Source organism: Chromobacterium sp. CV08, from assembly GCF_051129845.1.
Classification (GTDB): Bacteria; Pseudomonadota; Gammaproteobacteria; order Burkholderiales; family Chromobacteriaceae; genus Chromobacterium.
Genome location: NZ_CP150453.1, coordinates 1,678,582 through 1,704,407 on the forward strand (window position 1 = coordinate 1,678,582; position 25,826 = coordinate 1,704,407).

General features: G+C 68.0%; 27 protein-coding genes. 3 read left to right on the forward strand and 24 right to left on the reverse strand.

The features are described from left to right. Positions 1-9: 9 nt before the first annotated feature. The 3 genes from WNM05_RS08065 to WNM05_RS08075 all read right to left on the reverse strand — a co-directional run bounded on the left by WNM05_RS08065 (position 10) and on the right by WNM05_RS08075 (position 5,126). On the reverse strand, positions 10-777 hold the full coding sequence (locus WNM05_RS08065; protein ID WP_434634022.1) for a helix-turn-helix domain-containing protein: 768 nt from the start codon (positions 775-777) through the stop codon (positions 10-12). 131 nt (positions 778-908) lie between these two features. Next, positions 909-3,155 (reverse strand): collagenase, encoded by a 2,247-nt coding sequence (locus tag WNM05_RS08070; protein WP_434634023.1) that lies wholly within the window; start codon positions 3,153-3,155, stop codon positions 909-911. A 234-nt stretch (positions 3,156-3,389) separates the two neighbouring features. Next, positions 3,390-5,126, reverse strand: a complete 1,737-nt coding sequence (locus WNM05_RS08075; RefSeq protein WP_434634024.1) for a diguanylate cyclase — start codon at positions 5,124-5,126, stop codon at positions 3,390-3,392. A 466-nt stretch (positions 5,127-5,592) separates the two neighbouring features. Between WNM05_RS08075 and WNM05_RS08080 the strand changes: the two genes are divergently transcribed. Next, positions 5,593-6,372 carry an HAD-IIA family hydrolase gene (locus WNM05_RS08080; RefSeq protein WP_434634025.1) on the forward strand — a complete coding sequence of 260 codons (780 nt, stop codon included), beginning with the start codon at positions 5,593-5,595 and terminating at the stop codon, positions 6,370-6,372. Positions 6,373-6,390: 18 nt separating this feature from the next. Here WNM05_RS08080 and WNM05_RS08085 read toward each other — a convergent pair whose 3' ends face one another. From WNM05_RS08085 to WNM05_RS08110, 6 genes are all read right to left on the reverse strand, one after another. Further along, complete coding sequence (locus tag WNM05_RS08085; protein ID WP_434634026.1) at positions 6,391-7,785, reverse strand: MFS transporter; 1,395 nt, start codon at positions 7,783-7,785, stop codon at positions 6,391-6,393. A gap of 92 nt (positions 7,786-7,877) precedes the next feature. After that, entirely contained in the window at positions 7,878-8,477 is a 600-nt protein-coding gene (locus WNM05_RS08090; RefSeq protein ID WP_434634027.1) for a hypothetical protein, read from the reverse strand. Between the two features lie 104 nt (positions 8,478-8,581). After that, positions 8,582-9,034, reverse strand: a complete 453-nt coding sequence (locus WNM05_RS08095) for an aminoacyl-tRNA deacylase (protein ID WP_434634028.1) — start codon at positions 9,032-9,034, stop codon at positions 8,582-8,584. 17 nt (positions 9,035-9,051) lie between these two features. After that, positions 9,052-9,675, reverse strand: a complete 624-nt coding sequence (locus WNM05_RS08100; protein ID WP_434634030.1) for a LysE family translocator — start codon at positions 9,673-9,675, stop codon at positions 9,052-9,054. An 82-nt stretch (positions 9,676-9,757) separates the two neighbouring features. Then, positions 9,758-10,690, reverse strand: a complete 933-nt coding sequence (locus WNM05_RS08105) for a LysR family transcriptional regulator (RefSeq protein ID WP_434634031.1) — start codon at positions 10,688-10,690, stop codon at positions 9,758-9,760. A gap of 302 nt (positions 10,691-10,992) precedes the next feature. Beyond that, positions 10,993-11,961 (reverse strand): NAD-dependent epimerase/dehydratase family protein, encoded by a 969-nt coding sequence (locus tag WNM05_RS08110; RefSeq protein ID WP_434634032.1) that lies wholly within the window; start codon positions 11,959-11,961, stop codon positions 10,993-10,995. Positions 11,962-12,056: 95 nt separating this feature from the next. Between WNM05_RS08110 and WNM05_RS08115 the strand changes: the two genes are divergently transcribed. After that, on the forward strand, positions 12,057-12,944 hold the full coding sequence (locus WNM05_RS08115; protein ID WP_434634033.1) for a LysR family transcriptional regulator: 888 nt from the start codon (positions 12,057-12,059) through the stop codon (positions 12,942-12,944). A gap of 86 nt (positions 12,945-13,030) precedes the next feature. Here the strand turns inward: WNM05_RS08115 and WNM05_RS08120 are convergent, their stop codons facing one another. The 14 genes from WNM05_RS08120 to WNM05_RS08185 form a co-directional block, all read right to left on the reverse strand. Continuing rightward, positions 13,031-13,564 (reverse strand): BON domain-containing protein, encoded by a 534-nt coding sequence (locus tag WNM05_RS08120; protein WP_434634035.1) that lies wholly within the window; start codon positions 13,562-13,564, stop codon positions 13,031-13,033. A 168-nt stretch (positions 13,565-13,732) separates the two neighbouring features. After that, positions 13,733-15,349: a chaperonin GroEL gene (groL, locus tag WNM05_RS08125; RefSeq protein ID WP_434634036.1), complete on the reverse strand. Its 1,617-nt coding sequence runs from the start codon at positions 15,347-15,349 to the stop codon at positions 13,733-13,735. A gap of 29 nt (positions 15,350-15,378) precedes the next feature. Then, positions 15,379-15,696, reverse strand: coding sequence for a co-chaperone GroES (locus WNM05_RS08130; RefSeq protein ID WP_434634039.1), 318 nt, complete (start codon positions 15,694-15,696; stop codon positions 15,379-15,381). Between the two features lie 168 nt (positions 15,697-15,864). Next, a complete protein-coding gene (locus tag WNM05_RS08135) occupies positions 15,865-16,491 on the reverse strand; it encodes a diguanylate cyclase (RefSeq protein WP_434634041.1) in 627 nt (208 codons plus the stop codon). Positions 16,492-16,703: 212 nt separating this feature from the next. After that, positions 16,704-16,931, reverse strand: coding sequence for a TIGR02450 family Trp-rich protein (locus WNM05_RS08140; protein WP_434634044.1), 228 nt, complete (start codon positions 16,929-16,931; stop codon positions 16,704-16,706). Then, positions 16,918-17,454 (reverse strand): lipocalin family protein, encoded by a 537-nt coding sequence (locus tag WNM05_RS08145; protein WP_434634047.1) that lies wholly within the window; start codon positions 17,452-17,454, stop codon positions 16,918-16,920. Before WNM05_RS08145 ends, WNM05_RS08140 begins: the two co-directional genes overlap by 14 nt. An 8-nt stretch (positions 17,455-17,462) precedes the next feature. Then, positions 17,463-18,992, reverse strand: a complete 1,530-nt coding sequence (locus WNM05_RS08150; protein ID WP_434634048.1) for a cryptochrome/photolyase family protein — start codon at positions 18,990-18,992, stop codon at positions 17,463-17,465. Further along, positions 18,989-19,150 (reverse strand): DUF2256 domain-containing protein, encoded by a 162-nt coding sequence (locus WNM05_RS08155; protein WP_434634050.1) that lies wholly within the window; start codon positions 19,148-19,150, stop codon positions 18,989-18,991. Before WNM05_RS08155 ends, WNM05_RS08150 begins: the two co-directional genes overlap by 4 nt. Next, positions 19,150-19,584 (reverse strand): nuclear transport factor 2 family protein, encoded by a 435-nt coding sequence (locus WNM05_RS08160; protein WP_434634052.1) that lies wholly within the window; start codon positions 19,582-19,584, stop codon positions 19,150-19,152. The genes WNM05_RS08155 and WNM05_RS08160 overlap by 1 nt, the downstream gene beginning before the upstream one ends. Further along, positions 19,581-20,360, reverse strand: coding sequence for an SDR family NAD(P)-dependent oxidoreductase (locus WNM05_RS08165; RefSeq protein ID WP_434634053.1), 780 nt, complete (start codon positions 20,358-20,360; stop codon positions 19,581-19,583). Before WNM05_RS08165 ends, WNM05_RS08160 begins: the two co-directional genes overlap by 4 nt. After that, positions 20,357-20,890: a DUF3833 domain-containing protein gene (locus tag WNM05_RS08170; RefSeq protein ID WP_434634055.1), complete on the reverse strand. Its 534-nt coding sequence runs from the start codon at positions 20,888-20,890 to the stop codon at positions 20,357-20,359. The genes WNM05_RS08165 and WNM05_RS08170 overlap by 4 nt, the downstream gene beginning before the upstream one ends. 2 nt (positions 20,891-20,892) lie before the next feature. After that, positions 20,893-22,095, reverse strand: coding sequence for a class I SAM-dependent methyltransferase (locus tag WNM05_RS08175; RefSeq protein WP_434634056.1), 1,203 nt, complete (start codon positions 22,093-22,095; stop codon positions 20,893-20,895). Further along, positions 22,092-22,868, reverse strand: a complete 777-nt coding sequence (locus tag WNM05_RS08180; protein ID WP_434634058.1) for a DUF1365 domain-containing protein — start codon at positions 22,866-22,868, stop codon at positions 22,092-22,094. Before WNM05_RS08180 ends, WNM05_RS08175 begins: the two co-directional genes overlap by 4 nt. Continuing rightward, positions 22,865-24,151 carry an NAD(P)/FAD-dependent oxidoreductase gene (locus WNM05_RS08185; RefSeq protein ID WP_434634059.1) on the reverse strand — a complete coding sequence of 429 codons (1,287 nt, stop codon included), beginning with the start codon at positions 24,149-24,151 and terminating at the stop codon, positions 22,865-22,867. Before WNM05_RS08185 ends, WNM05_RS08180 begins: the two co-directional genes overlap by 4 nt. Positions 24,152-24,266: 115 nt before the next feature. Here WNM05_RS08185 and WNM05_RS08190 point away from each other — a divergent pair, with 115 nt between their 5' ends. After that, entirely contained in the window at positions 24,267-24,902 is a 636-nt protein-coding gene (locus tag WNM05_RS08190; RefSeq protein WP_434634061.1) for a TetR/AcrR family transcriptional regulator, read from the forward strand. Between the two features lie 9 nt (positions 24,903-24,911). Here the strand turns inward: WNM05_RS08190 and WNM05_RS08195 are convergent, their stop codons facing one another. After that, positions 24,912-25,814 (reverse strand): LysR family transcriptional regulator, encoded by a 903-nt coding sequence (locus WNM05_RS08195; RefSeq protein ID WP_434634063.1) that lies wholly within the window; start codon positions 25,812-25,814, stop codon positions 24,912-24,914. Positions 25,815-25,826: the final 12 nt, after the last annotated feature.

The window sequence follows — 25,826 nt, forward strand, 5'->3', positions numbered from 1 at the left end:
CATCCGCTTCTAGCCCCGCGCGGCGGCCGGACAGGGCGCGTGGACCTGCATCCGCAACTGACGCGGGCTCAGCCCCAGCATCTGCCTGCATAGCCGGGTCAGCGCGCTCTGGTCGGAAAAGCCGCAGCCGGCGGCGATGTCGGCCAGCGGGCGGCGGCTATGCAGGATGGCGTGGCTGGCGGCCTCCATCCGGGTGCGGCGGATGAAGTCGCCGACGCTCTGGCTGAACACCCGCTTCATCCTCCTGTCCAGCTGGCCCGTGCTGAGGCCGGACAGATCGCATAGCTCCTCCAGCCGCAGCGGCCTGTGGTAGTGCGCCTGTATGTGGTCCACGCAGGCGGCGAAGCGCGCGTCCAGCAGTCTTTCTCGGGTCAGCTCGGCGAGGTCGCGCGAGATGCAGACCAGGCCCAGCAGCCGTCCGTCGGTATCGTGCAGCGCCTGCTTTCCGGTCAGGCACCAGCCGGGCGCGCCATCCGGGTAGACGGTCAGGTCCAGCCGGTCGCGCAACGGCCGCCGCTCGGCGAACAGCGTCTGGTCCTGCTGGCGGTAGCGGTCGGCCATCGCGCCGGGAAACAGCTCGTGCGCGGTGCGTCCTTCGGCCTGCAGGCGGTTGCGCAGCGCGCAGCGGCGCACGCAGCCCTCGCTGATCGCCAGGTAGCGGCCGTCCGTGTCCTTGACCGCGAACACCACGTCCGGAAGATGATCGAACAAGGCCGCCATCGCCCGCGCGGCGGACAGGTCGCTGACGATGTGGGGTTGCAGCAGCTGCGTCAACATGGCGCGGGTCCTTTGATTGTTCATCAAATTGACTGATTTATTACATTGTCATTTGTTGAAAACAACATGGACCATGCCGATGTTTTTGGCAAGGGCGCGACGGCGTTCGGCGGTCGCGCCGGACGTTTCGGCTAGTCGTAGCTGGCGCTGAGCGTCACATTGGCGTACGGCTGCCTGGCCTGCAGCGTCAGGTAGTACCAGTGGCCGGCCTGCGGCGCGGCGACGGTCACCGACTCCTCGTTGCCGGCACTGGCCGACGAATAGTCGTAGCTGGCGCTGCTCGGGTAGCGGTCCATCGCCACGTAGAGATCGACGTCGCCGCTGCCGCCGCCGGTCCACAGCTTCAGATTGCGCGCGCCGGCCGGCATCCAGATCGCGGCGTAGTAGGCGCCGGACGAGGACAAGCCCGTGATCGAGCAATTCTTGCCCAGGCGGTTCGGATAACCCTCGTTGCAGGCAGGCAGACCGGAGGCCGGCGGCAGCGGCGGCTGGCCGGCGGTGGTGGCGCTCTGCGCCCAGTTGGCGAACTCCGCGTCGTAGCGGCTGCCGATCTGCCGCATCATGCCCATGTAGCCGCCCGCATAGTCTCCCTTGCGGAACAGCGGCAGCATGGCGTCCACGTCGGCGCGGTGGCGCTCGAACATGAAGCGGGTGGCCATATAGCCCCAGCGGTAGGCGCGGGTGACGTAGTCCGGCATGTCGTAGGTGTTGCCGAAGATCTGGCTCAGCTTGTAGTTGCCGGTCTTGGCGACGTCGATGGCGGTCTGGTTGTCGTTGCGCAGCGACAGGTATTCGGCCAGACCCTCTATCCACCACACCGTCGGCTGCTGGGTGGCGGCGGCGAAGTCGCCGTACATGTCGAAGCGGCCGTCCAGGTAATGGATGTATTCATGCTCCAGGTTCCATACCTTGAACACCGGGCGCAGCCAGGAGGCCTCGTGGGCGATGAAGCGGGCCTGGTTGTTCGGATCGGCCGGATTGCCTTCCAGATACATGCCGCCGTTGTCGGTGGAGATGCCGTAGATCACGCCTGCGTACTTGGAATAATTGTTGTAGTCGTCGAACACCACCACTTCCAGCGAGGTGTTGTTGTCGTTGGCCACCGGCTGTTTGCGCGTCTGCAGCATCTGGTGGAAGTAGGATTCCTCGTTCTGCAGCAGCGCGCAGGAGGACTGCATCTGCTCGGTGCTCATTTCCTGGGCACGGATATGAATGGTGGGGCTGCAGGTGTAGCGGTTGACCAGGATGGCGTCGGCGAGCCGGGTTTCGAAGTTGCAGGTGCCGTACTCGGCGCAGCTGGCGTTGTCGTAATACTTCACGGCTTCCGCCGCCGCCAGCCACAGCTCGTTGTCGGCGCCGGTCATGCTGCTGCCGGCCAGGATGGCCTTGGCCTGCGGCTTGATCGCCGGCTTCAGCGCAGGGTACTGCATGAAGCGCAGGCCCTCGCGGGTGGCGTCGCCGAGCTGGAAGGCGGTCTCGGTGCCCAGCAAGCCGGCCTTGTCGGCCTGGACGAACTGGGTCAGCGCGGCGGAGTAGCTGCCGTCGTTCTGCAGCAGCGGCGCGGCGTTGGCGCGGCCGTGGGCGTAGAAGAACACGGTCAGCGCGCCGGTGAAGCCCTGGCTGGCCGTCGTCTCGCGCAAGGCCTGCGCCGCGTTCGGGCTGGCCGCGGTATTGGTGTAGCGCTGGACGATGGCGCGCATCGACGGCAGGTAGTAGGCCTCGTCCGCCATATTGGTGATCAGGGTCATCACCTCGCCCGCGGTGGTCGGCGCCTGGGCGTTGGCGGCGAACAGCGCCGTTCCGTCCGCCAATTGCTTGATGCCGGGGCGCAGCACGGTCTGCAGATTGGCGTCCAGCGCCGGCAGCGTGCCGCTGCTGGCCAGGTAGTAGCCGGCGCGCAGGTATAGCGTCAGATTGACCAGCGCCATCGACGAGGCGTTGTAGCCGGCGGCCTCCTGGGCGAAGCGGCCGGCGACGGCGTTGAGGTTGCCGGCGCTGTAGATGGTGGACGCCAGTTTCTTGTCCAGCGAGAACAGCCCGTAGGTGCAGGTGTAGTCGGGCAGCGTGGCCAGGTAGTTGGCGAGGTCGGCGCCGCTGTGGCCGGCCATCGCGTTCATGTCCTGGCACTGCGGCGTGGCGGCGTGGCGGATCAGCTTCTTCAGCGGCCGGCCTATCTGCGCCTGGCCGTCCTGCAGCCGGTAGCGGGCCTGGAAGTCGCTAGGCGGGCGGAGGCGCCACAGCCGCGGCGCCGATGGCTGCTTCGGCCGGGCCTGAGCCTGGTGCGGGGCCTTGTACAGTTTGGGCGCGGCGGGAGCGGCCGGCGCCAACAGCGCCGCGCCTATGGCCAGGCACAGCGCGGCGAGAGAGGTTTTGCGCATGATTCGTCTCCGGATGCCAGGATCATTCCTGGTGGAGAAAATCATGCCGATGACGAGACGGGATTTCTTGGCGCGCCTCGCCGCCGGCGCGCGCAGATTTGCCAAATCCCGCGCTTGGATTGCCCGGCCGTCCATCAGGTGGCGTGGCTGGCCCTGAACGTCGGCAGCCTGGCGGTGGCCGGCGCGGAGACGCCGGGATCGCCCGCCTGGGCGACGAGCTGCGGCGGTGAGGGCCTAGCCTTCGTTCTCCTCCTGGCCGGCCCGCACCACCTGGTTGCGTCCCTGCCGCTTGGCGGCGTACAGCGCGTGATCGGCCGCCTGTAGCAGGCTGTGCAGCGTGCGGTGGGTGTCGTCCAGCGCGGCGACGCCGAAACTGGCGGTCAGCGCCAGCGTCTGGCCGGATGCCAGTCGCAGCGGCGATTCGGCGATGCCGGCGCGCAGCCGCTCAGCCAGCACGGCGCCGGCCGCTTCGCCGCCGCTGCCGGTCAGCATCACGAATTCCTCGCCGCCGTAGCGGCCGGCCAGGTCGCCCTCCCGGCAGGCACGCGCGATCAGGGAGGCGACGTGCGTCAGCGCCGCGTCGCCGACATCGTGGCCGTGGCGGTCGTTGACCTGCTTGAAGTGGTCGATGTCGAACAGGATCAGCGCCGCCGGCGCGCCGTCGCGCACGGCGCGGGAGATTTCCGCCTCGGCCGCCTCGGTGAAGGCGCGCCGGTTGGCGATGCCGGTCAGAAAGTCTATGCGGGAGATTTCCGTCAACTCGTCTATCAAGCGCTGCCGCTCCTGTTCCAGCGTGCGCTTCTCCAGACTGCTGCGCCTCAGCGCGGCGATGGCGCGCAGCACCTCGCCGATCTCATTGTCGCGGCGAGGTTCCGGCACCGCGGCCTCCAGCCGTCCCTGGGCGATGTCGGTCAGCAGCCTGGACGCCGACAGCAGCGGCTGCACCAGTTGCCGGCGTATGTAGAAGAACAGCGCCAGCTGGGCCAGCAGCGCGATCACGCCCAGGGCGACCGCGGACAGCAGGTGATGCAGCGCGGCGCGGTGCTGTTGCAGCGCCTCGGTTGCGGCCGCTGACAGCATGGTGTCGCGCAGGGTGATGATGGTGGCCATCGTCGGCACATAGCGGGCGGCGAAGCCGGCGGTATCCACCGGGTAGGCGCGGCCCTGTTCTCCGGCGCGCACCACCGCGTCCACCAGCGCCATGCCGGCGCCGAAATAGCGCTGTTCCATCAGGCGGGCCGCCTGACGGGTCGCCGGCGGGGTGGCCGGCACGCTGAGACGCAGCCTGATGGTGCTGTGCAGCTGTTCGATGCGGCCGCGCAGCACGTCGACTTCCTGTTTCTCGTCGGCGGTCAACGGGCGGCCCAGCGCCAGCGCCGCGGTCAGCTGGGAGCCCAGCCGGCCGGCGTATTCGCGCAGTTCGGTCGCCAGCCGGGCGCCGCTGAGCGGGTTCGCCAACTGCGGGTGGACGGCGCTGGCGTGGGCCGACAGCGCCGTGACCGCCTCCAGCAGAGGCGGAATCACGTCGAACATCTGGCGCACCGCGCCCATCATCCGGGCGGTGGTGCGCGACGGCGTCGCGGCGGCGGCGTCCACCGCGTCTCGGGCCCGGTTCAGCTGCCGCCGCGCCTGCTGCGCGGACTGGTTCGCCTGACGGTGGTCTGAGGAGGCGCCAGGCGACAAGGCCGCCAACAGCGTGCGCAGCGCGACGTCGCTGTCCCGTCTGACCTGGCTCATCCGCTTCAGCTTGTCCTGGTCCGGGGCGGTGCCCAGCAAAGCGTTGGCGGGGCCGCGCTCATAGGCCACGCGTTCCGCCGCCACCATGGCCAGGCGGGCGATGCGTATGGCCTCCAGACCGTCGTCGGTGGCGCGGTACAGCGACCATTCGCTGCTGATGATCCATGCCAGCGGCAGGCAGACCAGCACGAACAGGAGGGCGGTGGCGATGATGAATATTCTGGACAGGCGCATCGGACGATCAGGGTTGGGGCGCCATCGCGGTGGGCGCAGGCGCGGTGCTCGATTGAGTATATGCGCTGCGGTGGCCGCCCCGCGAGTGCGATTTGCCCGGCGGCGGTTTGAGCGCCGACGGCGCGGCCCCGCGTTCCGGCCCGGAGACGCAGGCCGGCGGCGGCTATCGTAGCGATGGGGAGCGCCGCGGCCGTCGTTCGGCGAACTGACCGGTGGGTCAGCCGCCGGAGGCCGGGGTCGGTCCCGTTCAAGCCGCTTGAGAAGCTGTTCACGATCTTTATTGCGAGCATCGCCGCTCGGCCGGCAGGCCAGATGCAAGGCCCGGCCTGACAACGCGGCAGATGGCCTGCCGGCTGGACGGCCCCGGCTGCGGTCTGAGCCGTGCTATGCTGCTGCGGGGCGTGGCGGCATGCCGCGGCCCGCGACCGTGCCCGCGCAACCGGCACGCGCATTCTGGATACTCCGCATGAGCAAAAGCATCATTTCCGACATGGATGGCGTGATCTACCGCGGCAAGCAGCTGATTCCGGGCGCCCGCGAATTCATCCAGCGCCTGGTCGATTCCGGCACGCCCTTCCTGTTTCTGACCAATAACGCCGAACAGACGCCGCTGGACCTGAGGCTGAAGCTGGAAGGCCTGGGCATAGGCGGTCTCAGCGAAGACAACTTCATCACCAGCGCGATGGCGACGGCGATGTTCCTGAGAAGCCAGACCAGGAAGGCGATGCCGACCGCCTACGTGGTCGGCGGCGCCGGTCTGATCAACGAGCTGTACAAGGTCGGTTTCTCCATTTCGGAGTCGCGGCCCGATTACGTGGTGGTCGCCAAGTCGCAGACCTTCAGCTTCGAGCAGATCAAGAAGGCGGTGCGCTTCATAGACCAGGGCGCCAAGTTCATCGGCACCAATCCGGACATGATCGATCCGATCGAGGGCGGCGGCTACGAGCCGGCGGCCGGCACGCTGCTGGCGGCGATAGAGGCCGCCACCGGCCACAAGCCCTACATCGTCGGCAAACCCAATTCACTGATGATGATGCTGGCCACCCGCAAGCTGGGCGTGCATCCGGAAGAGGCGGTGATGATAGGCGACAGGATGGACACCGACATCGTTGGCGGCCTGGAGGCCGGCATGTGCACGGCGCTGGTGCTGTCCGGCGTGTCCAGCCGCGAATCGATGGAGCGCTTCCCCTACCAGCCGGACTTCGTGTTCGACAGCGTGGCCGACATCGACCCGCGGGCGCTGTGAGACCGGCGGTCGATGGCGTCAGGCGCCGGTGCCGACGCCATCCTGTTGAGGCCCCGAGCCGCGCCGGAACGCCCGGGGACTGATCCAGGCGCCGGCCAGCGCCAGCAGCGCCGACAGCGCGAGGATGGGCTGCGCGTCCGGCGGCGCGGCCGGTCGGGCCAGCGCGTGCATCAGCATGCCGGCCAAGGCCAGCGCGACGCTGGAGGACAGCGCGTCGCTCAGTTGCAACGCCGATGCGTTGCTGCCTTGCTCGTCCGGCCTGGACAGCTTCATCGTCAGCACCGACAGCATGGGGAAGCTCAGGCCTATGCCCAGTCCGTTCAAGGCCCAGCCCGCCACCACCCAGGCCGGGTGCAGAGACAGGCCGGCCGCGGCCAGCGCGCCGGACAGGCCGACTGTCATCGCGACGAAGCCGGCGGTGAGCCCGCGGCGGCGGGCCGTTTCGGCGCGCAATCGCGCCTGGGTGGCGCTGCCGACGCTCCACATCAGCGCGCCGGCGGTCAGCGCCAGCCCTGCCTCGGCCAGGCTCCAGCGATAGCGTGTGGTCAGGATCAGCGGGACGAAGGCCTCGCTGGCGAAGAAGGCGGCGGCGATCAGGCCGCGCATCGCCACCACCGCCGGCAGGCCCTCGGCGGCGCGCAGGCTGCCGGCCGGCAGCAGGCGGCGCGCCGCGAAGACGGCGACGGCGAAACCGATGGCGAGGAGCGCCGGCATCAGCTGCGCTTGCGGCAGATGGCTGCCGCCATGCAGGGCCAGCGCGCCGCAGGCGGCCAGCACGCTCCAGCCCAGCCGCCGCCAGCGCATCGGCTCGGCGGCGCCGGCCGGGGCCGCCTGCCGGCTCAATGCCGGCAGCAGCAGCGCGCCGGCCACCGGGGCCACCGCCGCCACAGCCAGGAACACCGCGCGCCAGCCGAAGGCGTGGACCAGGCCGGCGGCGATGCCGGGGCCGACCAGTGCCGGCACCACCCAGGCGCCGGCGAACATCGCGAACAGCTTGGGGTGCAGCGCAGACGGCACCGCGCGCGACATGCCCACGTAGATGGCCACGCCCAGCAGGCCGGAACCCAGGCCCTGCAGCAGCCGGCCCAGCACCAGCGTGTACATGTCGGATGCCGCGCCCGCCGCCAGCAGGCCCGCGATGAAGGCGGCCAGGCCCAGCCAGGCCGAGCGGGACGCGCCGTGGCGATCGCAGAGCTCGCCGCCCAGCGCCATGCCGACCACCGAGGTGGCCAGCGTGCCGCCGAAGGCGATCGCGTAGAAATCCAGGCCGCCGAGCGCGGCGGCGACGGCCGGCATCGCCGCGGCGACGGCGATGGCTTCGAAGGCCAGCAGCGAGATCAGCGCGATGCCGCCTATGCAGGCGGCGGTTCGGCCCTGGCTGAACAGACTTTCATTTTTGACGGGGGCTTGCATCGGAGAAAGGCTCTTGTGGCGATAGAAGCCTTGATGATGAAAGTTCAAGTTAACTTCAAGTCAATAGGCATCCGATTGATAGGTTTCGCCGCTTAATCGCCCGGACACGCGGCCGGCAGGTCGTCCAGGCCCTGCCGGTCGACGCGGAAGCTGGCCGCCGGCCGGCCCTTGTCGTAATCGACGGTGATCACGTACAGGCTGTCGAAATCGTTCTTGTCCCAGACCGGCACCTGGTCGGCGCCGTTCTTGCCGCCGTAGCGGCGCATGATGTCGGAGGCCAGCTGCTGCAGCTGTTTGTGCTCCCAGGCGATGTAGATCGTCTTGCCGTGGCTCAGCGGGTTGAGCAGCTGTTGCCGCAGACCGTCTATCGCCAGCATGTCGAACGTCGTGTCGACCGGCAGCCCCTGGGAGACGGCGGTCGGTTCTATCGTCGCCAGCGGGCGGATGTAGTTGAAGGTGCCGGCCGGATCGCGCTTCTGGCTGGCGGTGGACGGCGCGTAGATCCGGTCTGCCTTGCCGAATTTGGCCGGCAGCGTCTTGATCAGCGCCAGCGAGCGGTTCAGCCCCTTGCAGCTGAGCTGGCCGTAGCCGCCGTCCGGCTTTTCGCCGTGGCGCAGCATCACCAGTGTTTGGCTATCGGCGAAGGCGGGCGCGGCGGTGAGCAGGGCGAGGCAGAGCAGGGTGGTTTTCATTCGAGCGAATCCGTCGGCGGTAAAACGCCCATTTCGCGCCAGCGCCGCGCCGGATGCAAGCGAAATCGCAAATTCGCGCGACCGGCATCTCGGCGGCTGCGCGCTTACTCGTACCAGAGGGACACGTGGTTCAGTTCCGCCAGCGCGCGAGGGGCGATCTTCAGCGTCCTGAGAGGGTCGCCGGCGCCGCCGTAGACGAAGTCGTGGGCCAGCAGCAGGCGGTCCATCACGCAGGGCAGGTCCAGGCCCAACAGCGGCACCGCGCCGGCGTCGCAGCCGGTGATGTCGCGGACGCGGCGGCGGTCGGCCAGGCGGGCGTGGCCGCGTCCGAGCAGTCGCGCCAGCTTGGCCCAGTCCACGCCGTCCCGTCCGCCGGACAGGATGCAGGCGAAGATGTCGCCGTCCGCTTCCACGATCAGCGTGGGGGCGGTCTGCGCCGGCGCGATGCCGAAGTGGGCCGCGCCTTCCCGGGCCGAGCGCAGCGGCGCGTCATGCTCCAGCAGCTCGCCGCCGTGGCGCGCGGCCAATGCGGCGAAAGTGTGAGGATTCCATTTCATCGCGCTCTCCCGCAGCGTCACACCACCAGGATGCGCAGGCCCAACAGCAGCATCAGCGCGCCGCCGCAGCCGTCTATCCATCGGCTCTTGCGGTGCAGGCCGCGCAGGACCGGAGGATGCGAGATCAGCACGGTCAGCAGCGCGTACCAGCCGAAGTCCAGTCCGATCGCCGTGGCGATCAGCAAGAGCTGGCCGCCCAGCGGCATGTCGGCGGTGACGAACTGGCTGAGCAGGGCGACGAACATCACCGCCAGATGCGGATTGGACAGCGACACGGCCAGGCCGGTGCGGGCGGCGCGCCAGGCGGAAGTCGGCGCGCCGGCCGCGGCTTCGCCGCCGGCGGCCTGTGCCGGGCGGGACGCCGCGCGCAGGCCCTGCACGCCCAGCCAGACCAGGTAGGCCGCGCCTAGGCAGGATATGATTTTGAACAGCAGCGGATGCGCCGCCATCACCATCGCCAGTCCTTTGGCGGCGGCCAGCGCGTACAGGCCCACGCCCAGCGCATGTCCCATCGCGGCGGCCAGACCGCCGCCGCGCCCGCCGCGGGCGGTCTGCTGCAATACCATCGCCAGGCTGGGGCCGGGCGACATCGCGCCCAGCAGGCACACGGCGGCGAATTGCAGCCAGGTCGTCCAGGTCATGGCTTTCTCCTTGTTTGATGACAATCCGGACAAAGTCTACGAGCTGGGCGCGGCGGACAGAACCGCCATCGGCGGATAGCCGCTATGCGTCTCCCGCATACTTGCTGACGCCGTGGATGGAGTGGTACAGCACGTCGAACACCTGGCCGCGGAACCAGCGGTGCGCCGGGTCCTTGTCCGTCCGGCCGTGCCACAGCAGCCAGTAGCGGTAGGTGTGGTCGATGAAGGGCATGGGCTTGGCGCATACCGGAAACTGGCGCTGGAAGCGGACGGCCAGATGTTCCGGCAGCGTCAGCAGCAGCCGGCTGCGGGAGACGATGCTCAGCGCCGACACGAAGTAGGGCGTGGCGATGCGGACGCTGCGGCTCAAGCCCTTGCCCGCCAGCTGGACATCGACGAAACCGTCCTTGTCGCTGGCGGAACTGACGCGCGCGTGCGACCAGGCCAGGTAGTCGTCCAGCGCCAGCGCCGGCTGCTTGCTCAGCGGGTGGTCGTCGGCCATCACGCACATCGGGCGGTCCCGGCCCAGCGACTTGCCGTAGATATTGTCCGGCACCTCGTCGGCGATGGTGGAAATCAGGTCCGCCGTTCCGTCCGACAGCATGTCGAAACGGCCCGCCTGCCAGGGGAGGAATTTCAGCCGCATGTCCGGCGCCTGCGGCAGCACCCGGTCCAGGATGTCCGGCAGCATGTATTCGGCCAGGTAGTCCGAGCCGGCGAAGGAGAATTCCCGCTCGCAGGCGGAAGGGTCGAACCGCGGCGGCTGGTACAGCTGTTCCACCTGCTCCAGCACCGTCTTCAGCCCCTGGCGCAACTCCTCCGCCCGCTCGGTCAGCACGAAGCGCTGCCCCTCGCGCAGCAGCAGCGGGTCCTGGAACTGCGCGCGCAATTGCACCAGGTGGCGGCTCATCGCCGATTGGGTCAGTCCCAGCCGGGCGGCCGAGCGGGTCAGATTCCGCGTCTCCAGCAGCGCCTCCAGCGAGCGCAGCAGATTCAGATTCAGGGGCGGGGACATGGGCGCATCCAGTGCTTGAGGGGAGGTTCAAATCCTTCGATTGTCGGTCGGGAACGGAATTTATGGAACCCTTGCGCGGTTTCGACGGCTCGAGGCGGGTAGGTGTCCATATGGGAAACGGATCCGGCCCGGACCGCTTCGCCGCGGTCCGGGCCGCGCGCTTGCCATGTTTTGGTTCTCTGGTTTTGAGGGTAGTCCGTTTAATGCATTTATAATATTGCGCTGGGTGAAATATTCCTATGGGGTAAGCGTTCGCTTGCCGATGATGCCGGCCGCGAGCGGACACGCCGCGGCCGGCGGGCTCAACGCGGCAGGCAGCCCAGGCCGCGCAAGGTCGCCTCCACCGCCTGCTCCAGCGGCGTCAGCCATTCCCGACCCTGCGCCTCCAGCAGCCGGCGGTTGTCCATCCGCACCGGCCTGCGCCACAGATAGCGCATCTCCATCAGTTCGCGCAGCGTGGCGTTGAACGGCGCGATCAGCCGGATCAGCCACCACGGGAAGGCCGTCACCGTCGCGTCCAGGCCGTGTTTTTGCAGCACGCGGCGTATCGCCTGCGCCATCTCGGTGCCGTCCTGGTCCCAATGGCCGCCGAGATGAAAGGTGGCGAAAGGCTCCAGCGACTCGCGCCGCGCCAGCAGATCGACGATATTGCGCGCTACGTCCGGCAGGTAGGCCCATTGATGCCCGACGCCGGGCGCGGCCGGATTCTGGATGCGGCCGGACGTCTTGCCGGGCTGGATCAGGCCTTGCGAGAACCAGTTGTTGCCTGCGCCGGGACCGAAGAAGTCGCCGGCGCGCACGATCAGCGCCCGGCCGCCGCAGGCCGCGTAGGCGCGCAGTCGGGCCTCCATTTCCACCCGTATCGCGCCTTTGCGCGTCAGCGGACGTTGAGGGGCGTCCTCGGCGATGACGGGGAAGGCGTCCGGCCCGTAGTTGTAGACCGTTCCCGGCAGCACGACGGTCGCGCCCAGCCGCCGCGCCGCGGCTATCGTGTTGTCCAGCATCGGCAGCACCAGCTCGGCCCAGAGCCGGTAGCCGGGCGGGTTCACCGCGTGGACGATCACCGCGCATCCCCGGGCCGCCTTCGCCACGTCGTCGGGCTGCATCGCGTCGCCGCGTACCCAGGCTATGCCGTCGCGGGACAATTCGGGTTGTTCCAGCCTGCGCACCAGGCCGCGAACCCGCCAGCCCGCGTCGCGCAGCTGGCGCGCCAGCTCGCCGCCGATGCCGCCTGCCGCCCCTATCACCAGAACTTGTTGCTGCGCCGTCATGATCCTGCTCCTCCTCCGTTTGCGATGGCCCATCTTATGGCGCTCCGAAGCAATACGGAATTGACTAAAACAGTAGATCATCAATACATTTATGTATGGATAAGACGATAGACTGGCAGCTGTATCGATCCTTCCTGGCGGTGCTGCGCGAGGGTTCGCTGTCTGCTGCGGCGCGCGTGCTGGGCCTGGCCCAGCCCACGCTGGGCCGACATGTCGACGCGCTGGAGGCCGCGCTGGGCATTTCGCTGTTCACCCGCTGGCAGGGCGGCTTGCTGCCGACCGACGCGGCCAGGTCGCTGGGCCGCTACGCCGAGGCGATGGCCAGCAACGCCGCGGCGCTGGAGCGGATGGCGGCGGGCCGGAGCGACGCGCCCAGCGGCGTGGTGAGGGTGACGGCCAGCGAAGTGGTGGGCGTGGAGGCGCTGCCGGCGATGCTGGCCGAGCTGCGTCTGAGTCATCCGGGCATCGTGGTGGAGCTGGTCTTGAGCAACCGCGCGCAGGACCTGCTGCAGCGCGAGGCCGACATCGCGGTACGGATGATGCGCCCGCAGCAGGCGCAGCTGATCGCCCGTCCGATAGGCGAGATCGAGATCGGCCTGCACGCGGCGCCGGCCTATCTCGCGGCGCGCGGCGAACCGGCCGAGGTGGCGGAGCTGGACGGCCACAGCCTGATAGGTTTCGACCGGCCCAGCGCCTTCGTGCGGGAGGCGGCCAAGCGGATGCCGGGCCTGAGCCGGGAAAGATTCGGCCTGCGCAGCGACAGCGACCTGGCCCAGCTCGCGCTATTGCGGGCCGGCGCCGGCATCGGCTTCTGCCAGCTGCCGCTGGCGCGGCGCTACGGCCTGCGCCGCGTGCTGCCCGAGCATTATGGCCTGTCGATGGACACCTGGATCACCATGCACGAGGACCTGCGCCACAATCCCGCCTGCAAGGCGGTGTTCGACGCGCTGGTCGACGGCATGCGGCGTTACGCCGACGCTTAGCGTCCGCGGTTTTCCGCCGGGACGCGCGATGCGGCGGGGAGGGACAATGGCCGTCCGGCCGATCGAACGGATTCGACAGCGATCGATCATCGTCCCGGCATCACCGGATAATTCGGCTTGCCGGCGCCGACGACGATGTTGTCGACCACCAGCTGCACGTCGGACGTCCGCTTGATGAAGGAGACGATGCCCGAGGCCGTTCTCCGGCTGCCGACGCAGCCTTCCACATAGACGAAGCGGCGCTGCACGGTGATCCACAGGCTGGCGTCGGCGAAGCGGCGGCTGCCGGCGAAGCGACGCCGCAGATCGGCGGCGATATCTTCGTCATACATATAGGCATTGGGTTTCCTGCATTGCCCGGCCATCCAGCAGCTGGTGCCGCGTTCGATTCGCGAATGCGCCTGCTGCCTCATCTCGGCCTCGGTGGCGAACGGCCCCTGCGGCATCGGGCAGGCGGCCATCCTGTCGCGGACCTGGAAGAACGGGTCGTTGAACCAGTTCTTCAGCGGCGGGGCGGCCAGCGCCGCGGTCACGGCCAGCAACAGGCAAGCGCCCAGGCTCCAGGCGGCGGGGACGCCGTCGGGAGGCAAAGTGAATGAAAACCGCCGTCCTTGGGGCATAAGGCTTTTCCGCTTCCGTGTGCGTCGAGGTAGCGGCTTGTCCGCTCGCATCGATTGAGAATCGGCTGTTCCATAGCGTATAGCTGATTTATGCCTGTTTATCCTTTCGGCGAAAAAAAGCCCGCGCATAAGCGCGGGCCGATGAGGAAAGAGGACCAGACCGTCGGATCAGTAATCCAGCTCCGCCGGGGCCTTGGCCTTGCCGTCCTGCGCCGCCTCGGCCACGGTGGCGTCGGTGGTCAGGATCAGGCCGGCGATGGAGGCCGCGTTTTGCAGCGCGGTGCGCGTGACCTTGGTCGGGTCGATCACGCCCATTTCCACCAGGTCGCCGAACTGGCCGCTGGCGGCGTTGTAGCCGTGGCTGCCCTTGCCCTCCAGCACCTTGTTGACGATCACCGACGGCTCGTCGCCGGCATTGGCGGCGATGGCGCGCAGCGGCGCCTCCAGCGCGCGCAGCACGATCTGGATGCCGGCGTCCTGGTCGGCGTTGTCGCCTTTCAGCTCGCCGATGTGGGCGCGGGCGCGCAGCAGGGCCACGCCGCCGCCGGCGACGATGCCTTCCTCCACCGCGGCGCGGGTGGCGTGCAGCGCGTCGTCCACGCGGTCTTTCTTCTCTTTCATTTCCACTTCGGTGGCGGCGCCGATGCGGATCACCGCCACGCCGCCGGACAGCTTGGCCACGCGTTCCTGCAGCTTCTCGCGGTCATAGTCGCTGGTGGCGGCGTCGATCTGGGCGCGGATGGCCTGCACGCGCGCGTCGATCTTGGCCTTGTCGCCGGCGCCGTCGATGACGGTGGTGTTTTCCTTGCCGATTTCCACGCGCTTGGCGCTGCCCAGTTCGGCCAGGCCGGCTTTTTCCAGCGTGAGGCCGGTTTCCTCGGAGATGACGGTGCCGCCGGTCAGGATGGCGATGTCTTCCAGCATGGCCTTGCGGCGGTCGCCGAAGCCCGGAGCCTTGACGGCGGCCACCTTCAGGATGCCGCGCATGCTGTTCACCACCAGGGTGGCCAGCGCTTCGCCTTCCACGTCCTCGGCGACGATCAGCAGCGGCTTGCCGGCCTTGGCCACTTGCTCCAGCACCGGCAGCAGGTCGCGGATGGCGCTGATCTTCTTGTCGCAGAGCAGCACCAGCGGGTCTTCCAGCACGGCGGTCTGCTTTTCCGGGTCGGTGATGAAGTAGGGCGACAGGTAGCCGCGGTCGAACTGCATGCCCTCTACGACGGCCAGCTCGTTGTCCAGCGACTTGCCGTCCTCGACGGTGATCACGCCCTCCTTGCCCACCTTGTCCATCGCATCGGCGATGATCTTGCCTATGGACTCGTCGGAGTTGGCGGACAGCGCGGCCACCTGGGCGGTTTCCTTGCGGTTGGTCACCGGTTTGGACAGCGTCTGCAGCTCTTTGATTACGGCATGGACGGCCTTGTCGATGCCGCGCTTCAGGTCCATCGGGTTCATGCCGGAGGCGACGTATTTCATGCCTTCCTGCACGATGGCCTGGGCCAGCACGGTGGCGGTGGTGGTGCCGTCGCCCGCCACGTCGGCGGTCTTGGACGCCACTTCCTTCACCATCTGCGCGCCCATGTTCTCGAACGGATCCTTCAGTTCGATCTCCTTGGCGACCGACACGCCGTCCTTGGTGATGTGCGGCGCGCCGAAGCTGCGCGCCAGCAGCACGTTGCGGCCTTTCGGGCCCAGGGTGACTTTCACGGCGTCGGCCAGCACATTGACGCCGTTGACGATGCGCTCACGGGCGTTGTCGTGGAAGCGGACTTCTTTCGCAGCCATGGTTTAACTCCTGTGATGAATGTAGAAAATCAGGCAGCCTTGCGGCCGGACTCGGACGCGCCTTCGATCACGCCGAAGACGTCCTCTTCGCGCAGCACCAGGTATTCCTGGTCGTCCAGCTTGACGGTCTGGCCGCCGTATTTGCCGAACAGCACCAGATCGCCCACCTTCAGTTGCATCGGCAGCAAGGTGCCGTCCGGCAGGCGCTTGCCGGGACCGACCGCCAGCACTTCGCCTTGCTCGGGCTTTTCCGCGGCGCTGTCGGGGATGACGATGCCGGAAGCCGTCTGGCGGACCTTTTCGACCCGCTTGACGATAATCCGGTCGTGCAGAGGACGGATTTGCATATCAATCTCCTGTGCGATTCAGATCATTGGAAACGGTATTGAGACCGGCCGGCCGCAGGCGGGAAAAGGCCCGCGCTTGCCGGTCAAACTCAGCCTGGGCGGCTGACGAATGACGAAGTAAGGGCGGGCCAAAAACTTTTCAAGAGGTTTTTTTCAGAAAAAATCCGGCTAAAGAATGATGCGTTCGACGCGGCCGAAACGGTATTCGGTCCTGGCGGCCTTGCCGCCGTGACAGGCGCGCGGCGCGAGCGGGCAGGGGGGCTCGCGCCGGCCTTCCGCGCCCAGCGTGTCGTCTTCGGCCAGCTCGCGCCACAGTCCGCCGTGCACCGGACGGAACTGCCAGCAAACATAGCCGCGGCGGGCCGCCAGCCGCATCATCTCCGATGCGTCGGGCGCCTCGGCCACGACGCTTTCCTGGCCGTCGATAGGCGGCAAGTCCCCGAAAGCCTGGCGGCAGGCCAGCTCCTCGCCGGCGGCGGCGCCCATGGTGTTGCAGCCGCGCCGCTCGTCGCGCAACAGGCTCCAGGCGCCCAGCTGCCACGCCGCGTCCAGAATCTCTTCCTCCACCCGCGACAGCGCGTCCCAGCTGCGCGTCAGCTGCAAGGCCGACGCCGGCACTTGCCGCAGCATGCTGGGGGCCGTCCGCGCGCGGTCAGGGGCGGATTTGCGGAAGCCATGCCAATGCAGCATCAACAGCAGCGGCGTATCGGGAAAGGGAACCGCGCTGAGGCTGACCGCGAACAGCGGCAGGCGCATATGACGGATCTGGGCGGACAAGGTATCGAACAACTCCATGGCGACACTCCATGACGATGGATGCGAAGACATGCTTGGCGTGGCTGACAAAACCTCGCAAAGCACCTGAGCCAAGGCGCGCCGACGCAGACAGTACAGGCAGTACGGCAAGGAGGCGCAACGCAGGATCAGGGGTTTTGTCAGCGACTCTTAAACGATAAAAACATTGCCGGCGCGAGGCAAGCCCATGCTGTGCGGCGATGGCCAGGTTTTCATTGCCAACCTTGCAGCCATTGGTCCTCGTCGCGCAGCGCCTGCCACGCCATGGTTTGCCGACGCCGGCTATGCACCGCCTCCAGCGTGACCGTTTCCACCGGCATGTCCGGCGCAGGCCGGCCCAGCGCCACCACCAGGAAGTGCTTCTCCCGGTTTCGCGGCGCGGCGGCGGTCCATTTGCTCAGCAGCAATTTTTCCGGATTCAGCCGCCTAGTTGTCGCCACGGTCCTGCCTCACCCAGATCAGCTTGTCGGCCGGCACGCCCAGCCTGGCCGCCACCGCCAGCAAGGCCGGCCTGGCGTCGGCGGCGGGCTGCTTGTCGCGCGACAGCAGCCACAGATAGTCCTTGTCCGGTCCGACCACCACCGCCCAGCGGTAGCCGGGGTCCAGCGCCGCCACATGGTAGCCGCCGTAGAACGGGCCGAAGAACGAGACTTTCAGCGAGGCGACATCGGCAGGGCCGTTGAACCAGGCCTTGCCGACGGCTTCGCGCCAGCTCGCGGCGGCAGCGTCGTAGCCGCGGTTGAGCACGCGGATGCTGCCGTCGGCATTGCGGCTGTAGTCGGCGCTCACCGCCTGCAGGCCGCGTTCGAAGCGGTGGTCGAGGCGGGCGATTTCATACCAGCGGCCTTGGTAGCGTTCCAGTTGGAACCCCCGCACCGGGGCGATGCCGGGCGGCGGCGCGGTAGAGCAGCCGGTGAGCGGCAGCAGGACAACGACGAACAGCGCGAGCGTTTTGTTCAGCATGGCGGATCTCACAGTGCGTCTAGATCGGTTTGCAGTGCGGAGGCGCGCGCGGCGACGGCGGCGCGTTCGGCTTCCGGCAGCTTGTCCAGCTGGCGGTAGACCAGGGCCAGCCGCGGATTGGCGGCCAGCCGCGCGCGGTGGCGCTGGAAAAAGTCCCAGTACAAGGCATTGAACGGGCAGGCGTCGGCGCCGACGCGCTGCTTGGGCCGGTAGCGGCAGCCGGCGCAGTAGTCGCCCATGCGGCCGATATAGGCGGCGCTGCCGGCGTAAGGCTTGCTGCCCAGCAGCCCGCCGTCGGCGAACTGGCTCATGCCCAGCGTGTTGGGCAGCTCCACCCATTCGAAGGCGTCGATGTAGACGCCCAGATACCATTCGTGCAGCGCCTGCGGCGACAGGCCGGCGATCAGGCTGAAATTGCCTATCACCATCAGCCGCTGGATGTGGTGGGCGTAGGCGTCTTCCAGCGATTGGCCGATGGCGTGGGCGAGGCAGCGCATGCCGGTGTCGCCGTCCCAGAACCAGCGCGGCAGCGGCAGGCGGTGGTCCAGCGCGTTGCAGTCGCGGTAGCCGGGCATCCTGGCCCAGTAGACGCCACGTACGTATTCCCGCCAGCCCAGCAGCTGCCGGACGAAGCCTTCCACGGCGGCCAGCGGCGCGTCCCCCCGGCGCCAGGCGGCGACGGCGGCATCCACCGCCTCGCGCGGGTTCAGCATTTTCACATTGAGGGCGAAGGACAGCAGCGAATGGAACAGCCGCCGCGCGCGCGGGCTCATCGCGTCCTGGTAGGCGCCGAAATGGGGCAGAGCCTGGTCGACAAAGACGTCCAGCTGCGTCAGCGCCTCGGCGCGGTTGAGCGGCCAGCGCAGCGCGTCCGCCTGCGGCTGGCCGAAGCTGTCCACCCCGGCGTCGACGATGGTTTGCCACAGCCGGCTGTGATCATGGGCTGGCCGAGCATCGTCCGGTTCGGGCGGGTCGCCGGGCCAGCGCCGGCGGTTGTCTGCGTCGAAATTCCAGCGCCCGCCGGCCGGCTCGCCGTTCTCGTCCATCAAAATGCCGTGCCGGCGTCGCAGGTGGCGGTATAGGGTCTCCTGCCGCCATTGCCGCCGCGCGCCGAAAAACGCCGCCGCCTCGCCGCGCGCGGTGTAGAAGTGTTCGCTGTCCGCCATGCGGCAGGGTATGGGCAGGCCGGCCGCCCATTCCGCCAACTGGCGGTCCAGCCGCCACTCGTCCGGGGCCTGGTATTCCACCGCCGCCGCGCGGTAATGGGCGATCAGCGCGTCCAGATTGCCGGTCAGCGACTGGCGGTTGCTGGCGTCGTCTATGGCGACGTAGCGCACGCGGTGGCCTTGCGCTTTCAGCTGGGAGGCGAAGTCGCGCATCGCGGCGAAGATGGCCAGGATTTTCTGCGCGTGGTGGCGCACGTAATCGGTTTCCTGGCGGATTTCCATCATCACATGCACCACGTTGGCGTCGGGCTCGGCGAACCAGCTGTGGGAGGGATTGAGCTGGTCGCCCAGGATCAGCCGCAGGATGGTCATGGCGCCTTGCCTTTCCTGCGGCGGCAGCGCTCGGAACAATACTGGACGGCGTCCCAGCCGGCGCGCCATTTCTTGCGCCAGCTCATGGTCCGGCCGCAGGCGGCGCAGGGTTTGGACGGCAACGCCGCCTTGTTGCCCTTGAATGCCGTAGCCGCCATCAGACAACCCTCAGCTTCTTGCGCAGCCATGCCACGGGCAGGCCGAGCAGCGGAATTTTCTCGAACAGCTCTTCCGCCGCGTCCCAGTAGTCGCGGTGCAGCGTGATCTTGCCGTCGGCGTCGAACTGCAGATGGCTGCCGCCGTGAATGCTGATCCGACGGCCGGCGTAGACGAAATGGAAATCCCAGGTGATGAAGGCCTGGTCGCCGTCGCGCAGCGCGTGGATAACGGTGAAGCGCGGGTGTTCCAGCGTCTTGAACATGTGGCGGAACACCGCCTGGATCCTGGCCACGCCGCGCGCGTCGTTGAACGGGTCCTTGAAGCGGGCCTCTTCGGCGTAATAGCGGCCGATGTCAGGCAGCGTGTCCGGCGTCAGCGTCTGGTACCAGTCGAGCAGGGCCTGCCATTCGGTTTGGGTAGGAATGCGTTTCATGGTCTTGCCAACCTCGCGAGCAAGGGCAGCCGCAGCCGGTAGGGCAGCAGCCGCAACAGTTTGAGCCATACGGTGAAGCGCAGCGGGAAGTGGATTTCAAACGCGCCGCGTTCGAGTCCGCGCATGATGTGCCGGGCCGCCTGGCGCGGCGTCAGCAGCGCCGGCATGGCGAAGTCGTTCTTGGCGGTGAGCGGCGTGGCGACGAAGCCGGGATTGATCAGGTAAACCGCGACCCCGCGCGGCCTGAGCTCGGTGTAGAGGATTTCCGCCAGATTGATCAGCGCCGCCTTGCCGGGGCCGTAGACCGCGGCGCCGGGCAGGCCGGCGTAACCGGCCACGCTGGCGATCAGGGCCACGCCGCCGCGGCCTTGCCGCGCCATCGCCGGCAGGATGAGCTCCAGACCGTGATAGACCCCCAGCAGATTGGTGTCGAGCAGGCGGCGGGTTTCCTCGGCGCACAGGTCCAGGCAGGTTTGCGGCCGGTAGTCGGCCGCGCAGAACACCACGAAATCGGGCAGCGCGCCGGCGGCCTCCAGATGCGACCAGGCGGTCTGCCAGGCGGCCGGATCGGTCACGTCCAGCGTTTCCACCCGCGCGCCTGGCCAGCCCGCCGCCAGCATGCGCATCGGCTCGGTGCGGCGCGCCGACAGGATGACTTCGGCGCCGGCTGTCAGCAGCTCGCCGGCCAAGGCCGCGCCGATGCCGCTGGACGCGCCTATCACCCACACCCGGCGCGCGCGCCAGTCCGCTATGACCGGATTGAGGCGCGGCATCATGGCCTGGGCTCCGGCTTGCGGAAGAACAGCGTGACTTCGCCCAGGCGGAAGCCGAATTTGCTCATCTGCGCGCGGTTGAGCAGGCTGCGCTCGTCCTGCAGGAACATCCAGTCGTCGAACTGCACCTGGTATGTCTTGCCGTCCACCGGCAGCTTCAGCGTGTAGCGCCAGCGCAGCGCGTTGCCGGCCGTCTCGCCGACGGCCTCGCCCGCCACGTCGTCGGCCAGGCCGCGCCAGCGGCCGCCGCCTATGGGCTTGAGCCGCCATACCCGCTGCTGGCGGCTGCCGTCGCTGTAATGGAAGCGCTCGGTCAGCACCAGCTCCTCGCCCCGTCGTTCGCCGTCCATGTCGACGGTGAAGCGCTTGGCCACGCGGCCTTGCCGGTCCTGGAACATGCCCCAGGCCTCGGTCTTGCCGAGGAAGAACCGACCGGGATCCAGCAGCGGTCGATCGGCGGCGTAATCGCCGACGGCGGGACCGGCACAGCCTGCGAGCGCGGCCAGGGCGGCAAGCCAGGCGGGGGCGCGCATGATCACGGCCTTTGCAGCAGAAATTGCGAAACGCCGATGCGGCCTTCGTCGAAACCGGCTTCGCAGTAGCACAGATACAGCCGCCACAGCCGGATGAAGGCCTCGTCGAAGCCCTGGCCGCGGACGGCGGTGAGATTGGCCTCGAAGGCCTGGCGCCAGCGGCGCAGCGTTTCCGCGTAGTCGGCGCCGAAGTCCAGCCGCGTGCCGCATGCGAGGCTGCTTTGCTGCGCGGCCCGCTGGAAGCGCTCGCGGCTGGGCAGCATGCCGCCCGGGAAGATGAAGGTCTGGATGAAGTCGGCGCCGGCGCGGTAAGCCTCGAAGCGGGACTCCTCTATGGTGATGCTCTGCGCCAGCGCCTGGCCGCCCGGTTTCAGGCAGCGGCGCACGGTGTCGAAATAGCCGCGCCAGTAGCGCTCGCCCACCGCCTCGAACATCTCGATCGACACGATGGCGTCGTATTGGCCGGAGAGGTCGCGATAGTCGCGGTGTTCCAGCCTGACCAGCGCTTCGTCGGCCAGGCGGCGGCGGGCGAAGTCCAGCTGGGCGTCCGAGATGGTGATGCCGTGCACCGCCACGCCGAGGCGGGCGGCATGCTCGGCGAAGCCGCCCCAGCCGCAGCCGATTTCCAGCACGCGCATGCCGGGGCGCAGCCGCAACTGCTCGCAGATGCGCTGGTACTTGCGCGCTTGCGCGTCGGCCAAGGACAGGCCGTAGTCGCCGTCGAACCAGGCGCTGGAGTAGGTCCAGCTCGGGTCCAGCCACAGCCGGTAAAAATCGTTGCCGATATCGTAATGGGCATGGATGTTGCGGCGGCTGCCGCGACGGCTGTTGACGCGCAGCAGGTGGTGCAGCCTGTGCCACAGCCGAGCGGCCCAGCGGCCCAGTTCGCCCAGCCGCAAGGCATCCTCGTTGCGCAGCGCCAGCCGCAGCAGCGCCGTCAGGTCGGGGCTGTCCAGCCAGCCGTCGCGATAGGCCTCGGCAAAGCCGATATCGCCGCCGGCCAGGATGCGGCCGCAGGCGCGCCAGTCGCGCAGCTGCAGCTCGGCGTCGGCCTCGTCGTGAGGGGCGCCGAACCACAACGTTTCGCCATCCGGAGTGCAAACTTTAAGGCTGCCCTGGCGCAACTTGGCCAGCAAGGCCAGCAAGGCCCGTCCGCTTGCAGGCAGGCCGGGACGAGACAGGTTGATCGGTTGGCTCGCGCTCATGGTTTCAACTCCTGGCCGCGGCTGAGCGCGGCGGCGGGGGGATGCGGTTTACGGGAAAGGGGGACGCGTTTGAGCCAGAGCTTCAGCGCCTGCCAGTGGATGCGGGCGATGACGCCCAGCGTCAGCAGCGGCTGGTGCAACAAGGCGGCGGCGGCGGCCGCCGCCGTCAAGGCTTGCAGGCGGCCGGCTATCGAGGTGTGCAGCAAGGCGCCCGCGGCGTCGTGATAGTCGATGCGCACCAGCGCGCGGCCCGGCTGTTCGGCGAAGCGGAAGCGATAATGGCCTTCCACGCGGCAAAAAGGCGAAACATGCAGCAGCTTGCGGCAGGCGAGCTGGCTGGAGGCGGTGATCTCGCCGCCCCGGGGCGGACTGAGCAGATAGCCGTGATGCTCGCCGAAGGTGTTGTTCACTTCGGCCAGCACGGCGATCAAGCGGCCGGCAGCATCGTGGCAATACCAGAAACTGACCGGGTTGAAGGCATAGCCGAACACGCGCGGAAAGGTTTGCAGCCAGATTTCGCCGTCGGCCGGCAGGCCGGCTTCCGCCAGCCGCGCGCGCGCCCACGGCAGCAGCGGCGAGCCGTCGCGCGGGCCGTAGTCGCGCGTGCGCAGCGACAGCGGCCGCCAGCGGTTCACGCCGAACCAGAAGCCATGCGCCTCCTCCAGCGCCGACAACTTCAGGCGCAGGCAGAACACCGGATAGACAAAGCGGTTGGCGGCCGGGCGCAGGCGACGGTGCATCACCTGTCCGGTCAGCAGATAGGCGCCGCTCATCTTTCCATCCTCGCCCAGGCCGGGGCCAGTCCAAAAGCCTGCGCGACGCGCAGTGCGGACTTCAGCCCATCCTCGTGGAAGCCGTAGCCGGTCCAGGCGCCGGCGAACCAGCAGCCGTGGCTGCCCTGGATGCTGGGCAAAGCCTTTTGCGCGGCGATGGCCGCCGCATCGAGCAAAGGATGTTCGTAGCGGAAGCGGCCCAGCACCTTGGCGGGATCGGGCGGGCGCGGCGGATTCAAGGTCACGGCCACCGGAGTCCTGACAGGCAATGGCTGCAGTTGGTTGAGCAGATAGCTGACGCCCACCGCCCGGCTGTCGTCCGGCTCGTCCGCCAGGAAGTTCCAGGCCGACCAGGCGGCTTCGCGCCGGGGCAAGAGCGCGGCGTCGGTGTGCAGCACGGCTTCGTTTGCCTGGTAGCGGACCGCGGACAATATCCTGCGTTCCAGCTCGTTCGCGTCGGCCAGCATGCCCAGGGTTTGCGGCGCATGGGTGGCGAACACGGCCGCGTCGAAGGTTTCCTCGCTGCTGGCGGTGAGCAGGCGCAGGCGGCCGTCGACGCGGCTCACGCGCAGCACCGGCGTCGACAGCCGGACATCGGCCAGTCCGGCGGCGATTTTATCGACATATTGCCGGGCGCCGCCCGGCACGGTGCGCCATTGCGGCCGGTCGCGCAGCTGCAGCAGGCCATGGTTCAGGCAGAAGCGCAGGAAAGTCTCGGCCGGAAAGGACAGGATGTCGCGGCAGGGGCTGGACCAGATCGCCGCGGCCATCGGCAGCAGATAGTGGTGGCGAAAGCGCGCGCCGTATCCATCGGTTTCCAGCAGGCGTCCCAGGCTCTGCGGGGCCTCGATCGCGCGGCGAAGATTGCGCTCCGCCTCGCGGTTGAAGCGCAGGATGTCGGACAGCATGCCCCAGAAGCCGGGCGACAGCAGATTGCCGCGCTGGACGAACACGCTGTCCAGATTGCGTCCCGCCCATTCCAGCCGGCCGTGGCCCAGGGAGACGCTGAACGACATGTCGCTGGGATGGCTGGGGATGCCCAGCTCCTGGAACAGGGCGATCAGATTGGGATAGGTGCGATCGTTGAAGACCAGGAAGCCGGTATCGACGGCGAAGTCGCGGCCGTCGACCGTGACATCGACGGTGTGGGTATGGCCGCCCAGATAGTCGGCGGCTTCGAACAGCGTCACCGCGTGGCGCTGGGAGAGAAAGTGGGCCGTGGCAAGGCCGGCGATGCCGCCGCCTATCACGGCGATGCGTTGTGGCGATGAGGCGTTCACCATGTCGTCCTGTCGCGAGGTAGGAAATCCACCGGCTTGGCAGTACGCCGGCGCTGCTTTATATTCAGGATAAAACCGATTTGAAAAAAATGCTACTGATCAGTAAAAGGTGTTACCGATGGGTATATTAGGCAGGCTCAGCTTCAAGGACCAGGCCTTCAAGCTGCGCGAGCAAGCCGTACTGGACGCAACGACGCGGATGCTGGCGAGCAAGGGTTTCGACCTGATGACCATGGACGATGTGGCCGGCGAAGCGGGGATTTCCAAGCCCAGCCTGTACAAGCATTTCAAATCCAAGGATGAACTGGCGACCGAGGTGATGATCCGCTTGCTGGACGATGCCCAGGATTTTCTGGCGCGGCAGGCGTCGGAGCTGAGCCCGCTTGCCCGCCTGCGCGACCTCTTGGCCTGGGCGTTGCGGGTGCGCCTCGACGGGGGGCTGCCGTTCCTGCCTTCGACCAGTCCTCAGGTGCGCGCCATGCTGACGCGCAGCCTGCGTTACGTCAGCCGGGCGATCAAGCTGCACAAAATGCTGCAGGGCATCGTCGAACAGGCCAAGCGGCAGGGGGAATTACGGGCGGATATGCCGACCGACGTGATCCTGTACAGCTACTACTCCCGGACCTGCGATCCGGCGGTGGAGTATTTGCGGGTGTATGGGAAATACCCGGACGAAGACATCGTCGGGCATATGCTTGAGGTCTGTTTCGACGGCATGTCGACCGGCCATCGCCGCGCTGACGGAGAATCCTGAAGCCGCGGATCAGGGGATGGCCAGGCTCAGCGCCTGATCGGCTACCGCCATGCGCAGCAAGGCTTGCAGCAGCGGCGGCAGATACTGGCGCTGCACGGTGATGGCGTAGAAGGTCTCCTCGACGCGCGGCACCACGCAGTATTGCTGCAGCAAGCCCTTGCCCAGCTCGTCGCGCACGACGATGGCCGGCAGCAGCGCCACGCAGCCGGCATCCCGCGCCAACAGGCGCAGCATGGCCATATCGTCCACTTCGGCGCGGATGGCCGGCTGCAGCGCCAACTCCTCGCACAGCAGGTCGAAGCGCAGGCGGATCTCGCTGTTGCGGCTGGGCACCAGCAGCGGCAGCGCCGGCAGATCGCGTTCGAACTGGAAGGTCCGCCCCTCGGGCAGAGGCGGCCCCACCAGCACCACCGGCTGACGCGCCAGCGTGCGGCAGCGCCAGGATTGCTTGTCGTCGCCCAGGGCGGGGCGGTTGGACAGCACCACGTCCAGTTCGTGCGCCTTGAGCCGCTGCAGCAGCTCGTCCAGGCTGCCGGACTCCAGCACCAGCCTGACATCGGCTTCTTTCAGCACCGGCTGCAAAAACCACTCCTGGAAATTGCGCGACAGCGTGGCCACGCTGCCTATGCGCAAGGTGCCGCGTCCTTGGCCGGAGGCGGCGGTGGCCAACAGCTCGTTGCCCAGCGCGAAAATCTCCTCGGCATAGCGCATCGCCACCGCGCCCAGCTCGGTCAGCTGCAGCTTGCGGCCTTCGCGCAGGAACAATGGCTGGCCCAATTGCTGTTCCAGCTGGCGGATTTGCGCCGACAGCGCAGATTGCGAGACATGCAGCCTCTCGGCCGCGCGCGTCAGGTGGCCCTCGCTGGCGACCGCCCAGAAATAGTGCAGATGGTGGTAGTTGAGCCGGCTCATCGTTCTTAAATA

Coding starts and splice junctions, on each gene's coding strand:
- WNM05_RS08155 (WP_434634050.1), bottom strand. CDS start 19,150: ATGGCGGCTACGGCATTCAAGGGCAACAAGGCGGCGTTGCCGTCCAAA.
- WNM05_RS08075 (WP_434634024.1), bottom strand. CDS start 5,126: ATGCGCCTGTCCAGAATATTCATCATCGCCACCGCCCTCCTGTTCGTG.
- WNM05_RS08170 (WP_434634055.1), bottom strand. CDS start 20,890: ATGCGCGCCCCCGCCTGGCTTGCCGCCCTGGCCGCGCTCGCAGGCTGT.
- WNM05_RS08135 (WP_434634041.1), bottom strand. CDS start 16,491: ATGGAGTTGTTCGATACCTTGTCCGCCCAGATCCGTCATATGCGCCTG.
- WNM05_RS08160 (WP_434634052.1), bottom strand. CDS start 19,584: ATGAAACGCATTCCTACCCAAACCGAATGGCAGGCCCTGCTCGACTGG.
- groL (WP_434634036.1), bottom strand. CDS start 15,349: ATGGCTGCGAAAGAAGTCCGCTTCCACGACAACGCCCGTGAGCGCATC.
- WNM05_RS08165 (WP_434634053.1), bottom strand. CDS start 20,360: ATGATGCCGCGCCTCAATCCGGTCATAGCGGACTGGCGCGCGCGCCGG.
- WNM05_RS08195 (WP_434634063.1), bottom strand. CDS start 25,814: ATGAGCCGGCTCAACTACCACCATCTGCACTATTTCTGGGCGGTCGCC.
- WNM05_RS08120 (WP_434634035.1), bottom strand. CDS start 13,564: ATGCCCCAAGGACGGCGGTTTTCATTCACTTTGCCTCCCGACGGCGTC.
- WNM05_RS08115 (WP_434634033.1), top strand. CDS start 12,057: ATGGATAAGACGATAGACTGGCAGCTGTATCGATCCTTCCTGGCGGTG.
- WNM05_RS08145 (WP_434634047.1), bottom strand. CDS start 17,454: ATGCTGAACAAAACGCTCGCGCTGTTCGTCGTTGTCCTGCTGCCGCTC.
- WNM05_RS08175 (WP_434634056.1), bottom strand. CDS start 22,095: ATGAGCGCGAGCCAACCGATCAACCTGTCTCGTCCCGGCCTGCCTGCA.
- WNM05_RS08150 (WP_434634048.1), bottom strand. CDS start 18,992: ATGACCATCCTGCGGCTGATCCTGGGCGACCAGCTCAATCCCTCCCAC.
- WNM05_RS08065 (WP_434634022.1), bottom strand. CDS start 777: ATGTTGACGCAGCTGCTGCAACCCCACATCGTCAGCGACCTGTCCGCC.
- WNM05_RS08105 (WP_434634031.1), bottom strand. CDS start 10,690: ATGTCCCCGCCCCTGAATCTGAATCTGCTGCGCTCGCTGGAGGCGCTG.
- WNM05_RS08070 (WP_434634023.1), bottom strand. CDS start 3,155: ATGCGCAAAACCTCTCTCGCCGCGCTGTGCCTGGCCATAGGCGCGGCG.
- WNM05_RS08185 (WP_434634059.1), bottom strand. CDS start 24,151: ATGGTGAACGCCTCATCGCCACAACGCATCGCCGTGATAGGCGGCGGC.
- WNM05_RS08085 (WP_434634026.1), bottom strand. CDS start 7,785: ATGCAAGCCCCCGTCAAAAATGAAAGTCTGTTCAGCCAGGGCCGAACC.
- WNM05_RS08130 (WP_434634039.1), bottom strand. CDS start 15,696: ATGCAAATCCGTCCTCTGCACGACCGGATTATCGTCAAGCGGGTCGAA.
- WNM05_RS08090 (WP_434634027.1), bottom strand. CDS start 8,477: ATGAAAACCACCCTGCTCTGCCTCGCCCTGCTCACCGCCGCGCCCGCC.
- WNM05_RS08095 (WP_434634028.1), bottom strand. CDS start 9,034: ATGAAATGGAATCCTCACACTTTCGCCGCATTGGCCGCGCGCCACGGC.
- WNM05_RS08180 (WP_434634058.1), bottom strand. CDS start 22,868: ATGAGCGGCGCCTATCTGCTGACCGGACAGGTGATGCACCGTCGCCTG.
- WNM05_RS08100 (WP_434634030.1), bottom strand. CDS start 9,675: ATGACCTGGACGACCTGGCTGCAATTCGCCGCCGTGTGCCTGCTGGGC.
- WNM05_RS08190 (WP_434634061.1), top strand. CDS start 24,267: ATGGGTATATTAGGCAGGCTCAGCTTCAAGGACCAGGCCTTCAAGCTG.
- WNM05_RS08110 (WP_434634032.1), bottom strand. CDS start 11,961: ATGACGGCGCAGCAACAAGTTCTGGTGATAGGGGCGGCAGGCGGCATC.
- WNM05_RS08080 (WP_434634025.1), top strand. CDS start 5,593: ATGAGCAAAAGCATCATTTCCGACATGGATGGCGTGATCTACCGCGGC.